A 12,517-nucleotide genomic window follows, 5' to 3' on the forward strand; every position below is an offset into this window, starting at 1 on the left:
TATCATTACACATAAAAAAAATAATTTCCAAAAATTAAATAAACTTTTGAAAATTATTAAATTTAATTATAGCTTTTTTTTATTATCATTTTTATATGATCCATTCCATCATCATCATACACTTCAGAGCATTGATTAAAACCAAAGTTCTCATAAAACTTAACAAGTCTATATTGAGCACTTATTTTTATGTCATGTTTAGGATATTGACGTTTAATTCAATCAATTGCATTTTTTAGTAATTCTTTTCCAAGACTTAATCCTCTAAATTCCTTAGGTGTTAAAACTCTTCCTAATGTTACTGTACTTTTATCGAGTTCAAAAATTCTTAGATAAGCTACTAATTCTTCATTTTCATTTCTTATTATCATGTGCGTAGCTCTTAAATCATTTTCGTCTATATCACAAGCTAGTCACTCTTGCTCAACAACAAAAACTTCACTTCTATTTTTAAATATCTCTCAAGTTTCTTTACTTGATAATTTTTCAAATGTTTTAAATTCTATTTTCATTAGTTTACCTCTTTTCTAATTATTAAAAAAACAGCATTTAGCTGTTTTATTAGTTAATTTCTACTTTAATTCCAGGACCCATTGTTGTTGAAATTGTAATGTTAATAATGTAATCACCTTTAACAGTTTGAGGTTTAACTCTTCTCATTTCATTTAGTATTGTAGTAAAGTTTTCTTTTAACTGATCTGCAGTAAATGACGCTTTTCCAATAATTGTATGGATATTTCCTTCTTTATCTGCACGGAATTCAATTTTTCCTTTTTTAATTTCATCAATTGCTTTAGCAACATCCATTGTAACTGTTCCAGTTTTTGGGTTAGGCATTAATCCTTTTGGCCCTAAAACTTTCCCAATTGCTCCTAATTTAGCCATCATTTCTGGTGTAGCTACAATAACATCAAATTCAAATCAGTTTTCTTTTTGAATTTTTGCAATTAATTCTTCTCCACCAACAAAATCAGCACCTGCATCTTGAGCTTCTTTAACTTTAGTATTTGTTAAAACTAAAACTTTTTGAGTTTTACCTGTTCCAGCTGGCAATACTAACGCTCCACGAATTTGTTGATCAGCTTTTCTTGGATCAATATTTAAGTTAAATGATAATTCAACAGTTGAATCAAATTTAGTTGTTGAAGTTTCTTTTGCTAATTTAATTGCTTCGTCAAGTGCGTAAACTTTTTGTTTGTCTACTAACCCTTTAACGCTTTTCATTCTTTTTGAAATTTTAGCCATTAGTTAGTTTCCTCCATACCTGTAATTTTGATTCCCATGTTTTTAGCTGTACCAGCAATAATTTTCATTGCTGCTTCAACGTCATTTGCATTTAAATCAACTAGTTTGTACTCAGCAATTTCTCTAACTTTATCAGCTGAAATAGTTGCAACTGTTTGAGTTTTAGCATTGCTTGCTCCTTTTTCAATTCCGGCTGCTCTTTTTAATAAAATAGCTGCTGGTGTTGTTTTTAGTACATAATCAAATGATTTATCATCATATGCTGTAATAACTACAGGAACAACATCTCCTGCACGATCTTTAGTAGCATCGTTAAATTGTTTTGTAAATTCAGGCATGTTAATACCTAAAGAAGCTAATTCTGCTCCTGGTTTTGCTTGCATCGCCATAAATTCTAATTTGGCAATACGTGTAATTCTTTTAGCCACGGGCTTATCCTCCTAATATTTTTTAGTCGGCTGCTTTTACTCGCTGTGGTCCATATGAAGTATTAGAACTTCTCCCACAATAAAAATCAGTCATTTTTAATTATACATTTATTAATACCTAAATCAAGTCATATGAGCTGATATTAGTTTATTAACTATAGATTTAATAGTTCTTTTTCATAGTTTCTTTTTAATTTAGAGTACACTTGTTTTAAATATTCTTCAGGAGAAATAATATTTTCAGAGATTTTGCTTAGTTCAATTTTTAAATATTTTATGTCCTTTGTTAAATTAAAAAGATGCCAATTAGCTAATGAATCGTTAGACATTTTAATTTGTTTAATCATTTTTTGCATAAGTTTATCTCTTGTTTTTTTATCATAAACGCAAAATTCTAAAACAAGATTTTTATTTAATTTACTTAAAGAATTAATATAAAATAATGAGTTATTTAAATCGATAAAATCAGTATTTTTTAGTAATGTATCTTTTTCTAAAATCTCATGAGAAAACGAATAAACTATTTGATTAAGTTTGTTTACATTTCATGAAAATGCATCTTTCCCTTCTACTTTATTAATTGACTTAAACTTTTTATTTTTAAAACTTATTTCTTCATTTAATACTAAAAAGTTATCAAAATTATTAATTCTTAGATTGTCTTTTGAAATCTCAGGTTTATAAACTTTAATAAAGTTTTTGTTAATTTCTTTTGGTTTTAAAATTTTTAAAGTATGTTTAAAGTAATGAGTAAGTAAAGTATTTAAAAACGTTTCTCTAAAATGTTTAGAATTTATGATCTCACTAAAAAAGAATATTTTACTTATAAGTTCAATTTTTTTTGAGGTTAAATTTCAATAAACTTCTACATCAAGCATAAAATATTTTTTGTCAACTTCATTAATTGCAGTTTTATATTTTAATGCTCTATTTCAATTGCCAGAAGAATAGCAATTATTTAGCAAATAATCTGGTATTGAATTGAATTTTTCATTTCCTATGTAATAAATTTGATCTTTAAAACCAATTTCTACTAAAATACTTTTTGAAAATAAATAAAACATATAGAGCACTCCTTTTTTACTTTGTTATTTTAACAAAAAAAAGATTTGCTAAGCAAATCTCGTAAATAAATAAAATTATTTTTTTATTAATCAGTTTGTAATTTGTAATGCTAAAGGTTGTTTACCCATTAAACATCAAACAATAATAAAGATAAATCCTACTATTGATAAACATAATAATACGTAAATTAAACCATAAATTAAAGCTGCTCCTCTGCCTTCGGCTTGAGGTGTTTTAAAAATCATTTGTCCTACTAATGGTAAGTTTAAAATTCATAAAACTAAAGGTAAAATCCCAAAAGTAAATCCATTTAAAAATCCGTTAATAACTGTTGATAATGCTCTTTTTAGAATGTTCATTTTATTTATTCCTTTCTGTGTTCAAAGTAAATTATACAACAATAGTTGGAAAAAACCAAATTAGGTAGTTTTATTTTTAGAATTTACCTTGCGCTAAACTTGCATTTCCTCCACCTTTTGGTGTAAGTGGTAATTTTTTAAATATTTCTATCGCAGGATACTCTGCTTGCAACTGATCACTTACTCCAACAACAACAAAGTTCCCTTCAATATTTTCTGAAGTTAATATTATAATAATTTTTTCAAATTTATTTTTATATTCATCAACTAGTGTCTTCATGTCTTTAATACTTAAGCCATTAACTTTTTCTTCAAGAATTTGAATTCCTTTTTCATTTATTTTTGGTTCAAATGACTTATATTTTTCTAATTTTTGAGTTGTTAGTAAATCATCAGCTTTTCTTTCATGAGTTTTTAATTCTATTGACAAGTTTTCTAAAATTAATTTTAATTCAAGAATTGAGTCTTTAGAAATTTGTTTACTTAACGCTTGATTAACTAAATTTTCAATTTTTTGATTAGTTAATGCCTTTTTTGAATTTTCATACTTGACAGCTATTTCTTTAACTAATTTTAACAATTTATTAAACTCTGTATTTAAATATTCATTAATTGCTTTTTGAGACGTTAAGCATTTAACCCTATAAACTCCGCTTCCTTTTGATTCCAATCCTGTAATCATAAAGTCTTCTACATCAAATGTATTATCCACATGTGTACCACCACATAATTCGCTTGAAAATTCCCCAAATTTTATTACTCTTACAATATCATCATACTTTTCAGTAAAAAATGCTAGTGCTCCATATTTGTTTACCGCATCTTGCATTGAACAAAAATAAACTTCTTTGTTAATTTTTTCATTTATTTTTTCAACCACTAATTTTTCAGTTGCAATTAATTCTTCTGGTTTAATTGAATCATTATATGTAAAGTCCATACGTAAACCATGCTCATCATTATATGACCCTGATTGCATAACAGTTTCACCCAGTATTTTTCGCAAAGCAGAATGCACTAAATGAGTACCTGAGTGATTTTTCATAGTTAATGTTCTTTTTGTTTCATTAACAAAAGCATCAATAGTATCTCCAATTTTAATTGATCCATCCAATTGAATTTTATGAATATGTTGATGATTAGGTCCTTGTTGAGTATCAATAACATCAGCTCTTGCTAAAGTGTTTATTAAATATCCCGTATCTGCTGCTTGCCCACCTTTTTCAGCATAAAAAGGTGTCTTATCTAATATTACATAAACTTCTGTATCCGCTGCCTCTGAAAGGATTTCTTCATCTGTAAATATATAAACAATTCTGGCACCTTCATGTTTTGTTTCTTCTCAACCAGTGAATTCTGACTCAACATCAATTTTTGTAAAAATTTCATTTTGCTTATCTCAGGCTTTTAAATCTTTTCTTGCACTACGCGCTTGTTCTTTTGTTAGTTCTAATAAACTATTAAATTCTTCAATATCAACTTTAACATTTCTGTCTTCAGCTATCTCAATAGTTTGTTCAATTGGATATCCATATGACTCAAATAAAAGTAAAGCATTTTTACCAGTTACTTTTTTATCGTTTTGAATCATTTTATTTAATGCTTCATATCCTTTTGATAAAGTTTTTAAAAATTTTTCTTCTTCATTCAAAATAGTTGTTTCAATCAAGTTTTGTTTCTCTAATAAGTAAGGATAAAAATCTTTCATAGCCTCGATCACATTTATTACTAAGGTACTTAAAAATGGCCCATTAACGCCTAATTCCATCCCTTTCATTAATGCACGACGAATTAAACGACGAATAATGTATCCCCTATCTTTATTACCAGGGAATACTCCATCAGCAATAGCAAAACTTGTTGCTCTTACGTGATCAGCAATTACTTTGAATGCTGTATTTATTTTAGTTTGATCAATTTTTTGATCAAAATAATTTTCAACTGAATATTTAAATTTTGAATCACAAATGCTTTCAATTTTTTTAATTGTAGGTCAGAATATGTCAGTTTCGAAATTAGTTGGTGTGTCTTGAAAAATAGACGCTATTCTTTCCAATCCAGCACCTGTATCTATATTTTTTCTTGGCAATTCTGAGTAATTATCAAATCCATCATTATTAAATTGTGAAAAAACAATATTTCAAATTTCAATATATCTATCGTTTTCAATATCATCTGCTAAAAGTCTTGGTCCTATATTTTCTTTATCTCATTTTTCTCCACGATCAAAGAAAATTTCAGTATTTGGTCCACATGGCCCTTGCCCTACATCTCAAAAATTTGTTTCTCTAGTTAGTCTAAAAATATGATCTTGCTTTATTCCAATATCATTTATTCAATATTCATAAGCTTCAACATCTTCATTAAAAACAGTAATATATAATTTTTCAGTTGGAATAGCAAATCATTTATCACTTGTCAATAATTCTCAAGCAAATGCAATTGCTTCCTTTTTAAAATAATCTCCAATTGAAAAATTTCCTAGCATCTCAAACATTGTATGATGTCTTGCGGTAACTCCAACATTTTCAATATCATTAGTTCTTATTGCTTTTTGTGAGTTAGTTAATCTTGGTGATGGTGGCGTTTTTCTTCCATCAAAATATGGTTTAAGTGTTGCAACACCTGAGTTAATTCATAATAGTGAAGGGTCTTCTACAGGTATTAAACTAACTGGTTCTAAAAAATGATGTTGTTTTTCTTTAAAAAAATCTAATCACATTTTTCTAATTTCATTTGTTGTTAATTTTTTCATTTAAATATCAGTCCTTTAAAATTAATTATAACCTTTAACAAAATCAAAGAGAAAATATTTCTGACTAATTTTTGATAAAATATAAATATGACTACTTATTCTGGAAAGGAAAGTAAAATTATGCAATTAAAAGATAAAAATAAAAAGAGATTAATACTAATTGACTTAGACGGCACAACTTTAAAAGATGACCACTTAACAATTAATCCGATTACAAAAAGTGCACTACAAGATGCTATCAAAAATGGGCACACAGTTTGTATATGCACAGGAAGAAGTTTAAAAGATACTTTGCATATTTATAACGAATTAGAGCTTGATAGTTTATTAGTTACATTAGACGGAGGGCATATTTCTGATCCTATACATAGAAACTTTAAAAGAATAGTGCTTCCAATTAGTGAAGAAGTTACAAAAGGAATTTTAAAACATCCAATTTTAAAAGGAAAAATTGAAAATATTATCGTTGAATATTATCATACAAATATGATTCAGAATGGAAAAGACAATTTCTTCATTGCTGATGCTAATGCTGAACCTCCAATTCAAGGAGATATTTTAAATGATTGAATTGGCCCATGTAGCAATATAATTGTTAAACTAAATACAAACTTAAATTTCTTTAATATTGTTGACACTTTAAATAATGAATTTGGAGATGCAGTCAAAGTAAAATCAAACCTAATTTATGGTATTGAAAATATTGGAGAAAAGCCTATTTTAATTATTACAAACAAATTTGTTAATAAAGGCTTTGCTGCTGAAATGGTTGCTCAATATTACAACAAAAATATTAAAGATGTTATTGCATTTGGTGATCAAATGAATGACTTTGAAATGATTGAAACTGTTGGACATGGAATAGCTCTAACAAGCGGTAATCCAAAACTAAAAGAAATTGCTTGAGGTATAACTGATATTTCAAATGAAGATGGTGGTCTTGGTGATACACTTAATAAACTTTTAAAATAGTGAGATTATTAAAAGAGTATTAAAAAAATGGATAACTCTATTTTTTTAATACTCTTTTGCAATTTTTAGCTTTTTTTCTTTTTTAAGCATAAGCATTAGCACCAAACCAGATATAATTCCCAGAATACCACCAACAACAATTAATATCATTGAGTACTGGTAAGCTAGTTGATAATTAAATACACCATTAATATTTGTTTCAACTTTATATTTTTCTAAAAACAATGAATTTAACTGTCAAAATCAAGCGTCAGGTGAGAAAGCAATAACAGAAACTAAACCAACAGCAGTTGCATATTGTTTATGGTCTATGCCTATTTCATATATAGTTGCTCATCTATTTGTTACAAGACCTCAACAGATTGCTCCCATACATAAGAAGAACGAATAAACTATAATTTGAATAAATATTTTTAAACCTGCTGATTGACTAGCAAAACCACCAATTTTAAATCCTGGTAAAAAAATTATAATCATCATTAGAAATGAGCAAATTATACATCCTGTAACTAAAAATTTTATGTATTTACCTGATTTATCAGCTATTTTACCTGCAGGGGCTGAAAAGAATAATCTAAATAGGTATGTTCTTAAAAGCCCTCCAATAAATGTTATACTCGCACTAATAAGTAAAGCACTATTCATAAATGGAATCAATACACTTAATCCTTGTTGATACATATATACACCCATAACTAATAGAGCAAGTAAATAGACTTTATAATTTTTTAAAACTTTTCCAACTTCTTTTATATTAAAATCTTTGCTTATTACTTCTCCCTTCTTTTCTTTTACAAAAAATATTAAAAGAAAAACGTCAATAAGTATAAGTAAACAAAATAAATAACACATTAATGAAAAGGCTAAAGTTGAAGTACTATTTCTATTAACAAAAATGGGGGTTAGAACTGTAAAAATTATAAATCCTAAAGCAACAAATACTGTTCCAATAAGTCCATTTAAACTTCCATGAATACCGTTAAGTATTCCATTTTCTTCAGGCTTTCCTTGTTGAGAAAGTAATTTCCATAAAGGTGCTCAAAATATAATTTTTGCAAATGCTCAAATAACATAGATTATTAAAACTTGAGTATATCTGCTTGATTGACCAATAGGATTTAAAATAGCAACATTATTTTCAATATCAAAAATAATTCCGCCGCCTGCTGTTAGCCCAACGCTACCATATCAAACACCTGATATACCAAAAGCAGCCAATCCAGTTATAGTAAGTCATTTAAGACTTATTTTATCTGCAATTACACTACCAAAAAAATAAATAACTAATGAGACGTAACCATAAACAGCTGAAGCTTGAGCAAGCTGTGCTGGAGAAATTCCCAAATTTAATGATATTACCTCAGTATTAATAACATTTTTTAAATACGATGGAAAAATAAAAACTAAAACATCTGCTGTTGCTAAAATAGCAATTATTCAAAATCTTTTAGTTTGCCAAAACTTGTTTTCCTTCATTTCTTTGTATTTCTTTCTTTGTTGCATAAATTAATATACCCCCAGCAATCATTGCTAATAAGCCAAAACATAATATAATGATAATACTTATTTGGTTTGCTAATTTGTTGTCTGTATATCCTGCTTCTGATCCTAAATTTTTTAATAATATTGAATCTATTTGTCAGAATCAAGCATCAGCTGAAAAAGCTATTAATGAAATAAATCCAACCGCCATACCATAATCTTTTTGACTGATATTGATAACATAAATTGTTGCTCATCTATTTGTTACAAGTGCTCAACAAGTTATACCTAAACCTAAATACATAGTCACTACAGAAATTTGTACCAAAGTTTTTGATCCTTTTGACATATTTGTAAAACTACTTTCACCAAATCCAGGAACAATAACAGCAATTAAACATAATACAGAAGCTACAGCTAAACCAATAATTATAAATAAAATGTATTTTTGGCTCTTATCGGCCATTTTTCCAAAATATGTTGAAAAGAAAAATCTAAATAAGTAAGTTCTTAGAATTCCAAAAACCACAACTAATGATGCAGTTATCAATAATACGTCTTGCATGTAAGTTACAAAGATTGATAAACCACTTTGGTATAAATAAACACCTAAGATTAAAATTGATACTAACCAAATTTTTCAATTACCTAATATATTTTTAAAACTTTTAAGTGAAAAATCACTTTCACCATCTTTTTTTGTTGTTTTATCTTCTGGTACAAAGAAAAATATTAAGACGCAATTAATAATTATAAATCCTGTAAAAATAAACACCAATGCAGGAAAAGCTCAGTTACCTAATGAAGATTTTCAAACTGTTCCAAAAAGGAAAAAAACTAAATAAGCAATAGCAATAATAATAGTTCCAATAAGTCCATTCAAGCTTCCATGAATACCATTTAGCTTTCCATTTTCTTCAGGTTTTCCTTGTTCTGATAATAATTTTCAAAGTGCAGCTCAAAATATAAAACAAGTTATAAAACTTCATAATGCAAATATTAAATATACTTGTATTACTTTAGCGGTTGCTATAAATGGTATAAATCCATATCATAATCCTACGACACCAATTGAGGCCAAACCAACTAATGTTAATTTTTTTAAACTTATTTTATCAGCAAATCAACCTCCTATAAAATAGCTAGGCAATGATACATAACCATATATTGAATTTGCTTGTGAAAATTGTGATGGTAAAATCCCTAATGACTCAGAAATTACCACAGAAGATATAACATTTTTTAAGTAAAAAGGCACAGCCATTACTAAAACATCAGCCATTGCTAAAATAGCTATTATAGTAAACGTTTTTTTACTAATACCCATTATTGTATTTTTTTTACTAAAAATAAAAATCATTTCCTTTCTAAATTTTATTTAAAATTAATCATTAAATCTTTTTTATCACTAATAAATGAGTTCAATTTTTCTTTGTATTTTAAATAAATAATTTCAGCATCTTTATCATTTTTTAATGTTCATACATTTAAAGGCAAATTAATTTTCTCTACAATTTTTGGGGACTCAGATGACTTTAGATTACCTACATATGGATGCAAGTAATCAAATTTTTTTATTAAGTCAAAGTCAACTTTTTTTACATATTCAGTTAAGTAACCTTTTTTAAATTTACTTGAATCCAAATCTGAAATAAATTTTAGTGCTTCATGTCCAAAAGATGAAACAACAATTTCTGCTTTTGTTTTTTTTCTTAACAATTGTAAAGCATTTTTTATGATATCGAATTCTTGCTTTGTATTTCTATCAGGCTTAATTTCAACATTTATAAATTTATATTGATCTGATATTTTTTCAATAAAATCCTCTATAAATAGTGGTGGAATATTTTCAGGTTTGTCTTTAAAAAATTTAATATTTTTAATTTCATCAAAAGTTAGGCTTTTAACAGTTTTATTAACTTGACCAATTCTTTTTAAGTTGTGATCATGAAATATTATTATTTTTTTATCCTTTGTTAAACGAATATCAAATTCAACGCCTTTACAAATTTTTAATGAATCTATGAAATCAATCATTCTATTTTCTCTGCCAGGAGCTCTAAACCCCCTATGTGCTACTAAAAACATAAATGTTTCCCTTCTAATAAATTAATTTTCTACTCATAACATATTTTAATTATAACAAAGAAAAGATATTTCTCCAAAATTTATACACTTATTTGGAAAAAATATTATATTTTAGTATAATAATTTATGTACCTTTATTGGTATACATGAAAATGGAGATGACTTAATTATGAATTGATATACATTAATTTTGACTGAACTTTTAGGAACAGCAATTTTAATCATTTTAGGTAATGGTATAGTTGCAAATGTCGTTTTAAAAGGAACAAAAGGAAATAATGCTGGACTTGTTGCAATCACAATTGGATGAGCAATGGCTGTAACAGTTGGAGCCCTTGTTGCAAATGCTTTAGGAGGCGTTGCACATTTCAATCCTGCAGTTACTGTTGCACTTGCAATTTCTGATAAAACAGGAAATTTAGGTTTTAGTAGCTATAATGGCATGGCACCAGTAGGAATGTTTTTCCTTGTTATAATTTTTCAATTTATAGGTGCTGTAATTGGGCAATTATTAGTAAATTTTGTTTATTACAAACATATACAAAAAACTTTGATAAGTGGAACAATCGAAGATAAATTAAGTGTACTTGCAATGCACTCAACAATTCCAACTGAAAGAGGCAAAATTACAAATTTTACAATGGAATTTTTAGGAACTACATTATTAATTTTAGCAATTTTATCATTTGGTAAATTTAATAGCGGTGCAGGATTACCATCATTTTATGCTCCTGTTTTAGTTGGTATGGTTATTTTAGCTATTGGATTATCACTTGGGGGAACAACAGGGTACGCTATAAATCCTTTCAGAGATTTAGCTCCAAGAATTGTTCACCAGTTTATGCCTTTAAAAAATAAAGGAAAATCTGATTGAAGCTATGGTTGAATTCCTGTAGCAGCCCCACTTGCTGCTGGAATTATTGTTGGATTATTTTTCTTAATATAATAGAAATAGGTAAAAAATGAATAGATATGATATTTGTATAATCGGTGCAGGAATAATTGGTTCTTCTATTGCTAGAGAACTTTCAAAGTATAATAAAAAAATTATTGTACTTGAATCTAATTTAAAAGTTGGTTTAGAAACATCTACAGGTAATTCAGGATTAGTTCATGGTGGATTCGATCCTACTCCAGGAAAACTTAATGCTAAATTAAATGTACTAGGTAAAAAAAGATACGAAGATTGAATTTCACAAATGGAGTTTCCTTATGTAAGGATTGATTCACTAATTGTTGGATTTGATGAATTAGATTTAGAACATATAAACATGTTATATAAGCGAGGATTAACAAACGGATTAAGTACTAGTGAACTAAAAATTTTATCAAAAGAAGAAGTTTTGAAAAAAGAACCAAATATTTCTTCAGAGACTAAAGGGGCACTTTTATGTAACTCATCAATTGCAGTTGATCCTGTTGCTCTAACAGAAACTCTTATGAAAAATGCTATTAAGAATGGCGTTCAATTAAAACTAAATTCAAAGGTTATAGGAATTTCAAAACAAAATGACCTTTTTGAAATAGAAACTAATGATAGAAGAATAAACTCTGAAATAATTATAAATGCTGCTGGACACTATGCTGATATCATTAGTAAAATGGCTGGACATGATGAATTTAATCTTATTACAAAACGTGGTGAGTATAGAGTTTTAGAAAAAACAGAAGCTGGTATAGTTAATTCAGTTGTATTTATGGTTCCTACAGTCCATGGTAAAGGTGTTATTGTAGCCCCTACATTAGATGGGCATGTTTTAGTTGGACCAACTAGTGAAGATTTTGTACCAAAAGATGAAACAAGATTAATAACAAAAAATAAATATGACTTAATTGGTGATATTGGCAAAAAACTGATACCTAGCATAAATATGAATAAAACATGCCTTAGTTTTTCAGGTAGTAGACCAATAGAAGCTAAGAATGACGATTTCTGAATAAAACCTGCTGCTAAGGACAGCACTTTTATAAATGTAGCTGGTATGAAATCCCCTGGTCTTTCTTCAGCTCCTGCAATTGCAGATTTGGTTATTGAATTAGTTATGAAAGAAACTAAATTAGAATTAAAAACAAATTGAGATCCTATTGAAAAGAATCCATTAATACATAAATAAGAAGGAGAT

General features: G+C 27.4%; 12 protein-coding genes. 3 read left to right on the top strand and 9 right to left on the bottom strand.

Annotated elements, in window-relative coordinates; all coding sequences use genetic code 4:
* Positions 1-62 precede the first annotated feature (62 nt).
* From MTABA_RS03430 to alaS, 6 genes are all read right to left on the bottom strand, one after another.
* A complete protein-coding gene (locus MTABA_RS03430) occupies positions 63-512 on the bottom strand; it encodes a GNAT family N-acetyltransferase (protein ID WP_100679769.1) in 450 nt (149 codons plus the stop codon).
* 49 nt (positions 513-561) lie between these two features.
* Positions 562-1,245, bottom strand: coding sequence for a 50S ribosomal protein L1 (gene rplA, locus MTABA_RS03435; protein ID WP_100679770.1), 684 nt, complete (start codon positions 1,243-1,245; stop codon positions 562-564).
* Positions 1,245-1,673: a 50S ribosomal protein L11 gene (gene rplK / locus MTABA_RS03440; RefSeq protein WP_100679771.1), complete on the bottom strand. Its 429-nt coding sequence runs from the start codon at positions 1,671-1,673 to the stop codon at positions 1,245-1,247. Before rplK ends, rplA begins: the two co-directional genes overlap by 1 nt.
* A 155-nt stretch (positions 1,674-1,828) precedes the next feature.
* Positions 1,829-2,737, bottom strand: coding sequence for a hypothetical protein (locus MTABA_RS03445; protein ID WP_100679772.1), 909 nt, complete (start codon positions 2,735-2,737; stop codon positions 1,829-1,831).
* A gap of 75 nt (positions 2,738-2,812) precedes the next feature.
* A complete protein-coding gene (locus tag MTABA_RS03450) occupies positions 2,813-3,097 on the bottom strand; it encodes a hypothetical protein (protein WP_100679773.1) in 285 nt (94 codons plus the stop codon).
* A gap of 76 nt (positions 3,098-3,173) precedes the next feature.
* A complete protein-coding gene (gene alaS, locus MTABA_RS03455; RefSeq protein WP_100679774.1) occupies positions 3,174-5,852 on the bottom strand; it encodes an alanine--tRNA ligase in 2,679 nt (892 codons plus the stop codon).
* A 120-nt stretch (positions 5,853-5,972) separates the two neighbouring features.
* On the opposite strand from alaS, the gene MTABA_RS03460 reads away from it, so the two are divergent.
* Entirely contained in the window at positions 5,973-6,824 is an 852-nt protein-coding gene (locus MTABA_RS03460) for a Cof-type HAD-IIB family hydrolase (RefSeq protein WP_100679775.1), read from the top strand.
* A 45-nt stretch (positions 6,825-6,869) separates the two neighbouring features.
* Here MTABA_RS03460 and MTABA_RS03465 read toward each other — a convergent pair whose 3' ends face one another.
* The 3 genes from MTABA_RS03465 to MTABA_RS03475 are packed head-to-tail and all read right to left on the bottom strand — an operon-like array spanning position 6,870 to position 10,394.
* Positions 6,870-8,327, bottom strand: a complete 1,458-nt coding sequence (locus MTABA_RS03465; RefSeq protein WP_244166536.1) for an MFS transporter — start codon at positions 8,325-8,327, stop codon at positions 6,870-6,872.
* Positions 8,272-9,666, bottom strand: a complete 1,395-nt coding sequence (locus tag MTABA_RS03470; RefSeq protein ID WP_244166537.1) for an MFS transporter — start codon at positions 9,664-9,666, stop codon at positions 8,272-8,274. Before MTABA_RS03470 ends, MTABA_RS03465 begins: the two co-directional genes overlap by 56 nt.
* Positions 9,667-9,680: 14 nt before the next feature.
* Positions 9,681-10,394, bottom strand: a complete 714-nt coding sequence (locus MTABA_RS03475) for a glycerophosphodiester phosphodiesterase (RefSeq protein ID WP_100679776.1) — start codon at positions 10,392-10,394, stop codon at positions 9,681-9,683.
* A gap of 169 nt (positions 10,395-10,563) precedes the next feature.
* On the opposite strand from MTABA_RS03475, the gene MTABA_RS03480 reads away from it, so the two are divergent.
* Both MTABA_RS03480 and glpO read left to right on the top strand, forming a co-directional pair.
* Positions 10,564-11,340, top strand: coding sequence for an MIP/aquaporin family protein (locus tag MTABA_RS03480; protein ID WP_100679777.1), 777 nt, complete (start codon positions 10,564-10,566; stop codon positions 11,338-11,340).
* Between the two features lie 16 nt (positions 11,341-11,356).
* Positions 11,357-12,508, top strand: a complete 1,152-nt coding sequence (gene glpO / locus MTABA_RS03485; RefSeq protein ID WP_100679778.1) for a type 2 glycerol-3-phosphate oxidase — start codon at positions 11,357-11,359, stop codon at positions 12,506-12,508.
* The last annotated feature ends 9 nt before the right edge of the window (positions 12,509-12,517 follow it).

This window comes from Mesoplasma tabanidae, from assembly GCF_002804025.1.
Taxonomy (GTDB): Bacteria; Bacillota_I; Bacilli_A; order Mycoplasmatales; family Mycoplasmataceae; genus Mesoplasma; species Mesoplasma tabanidae.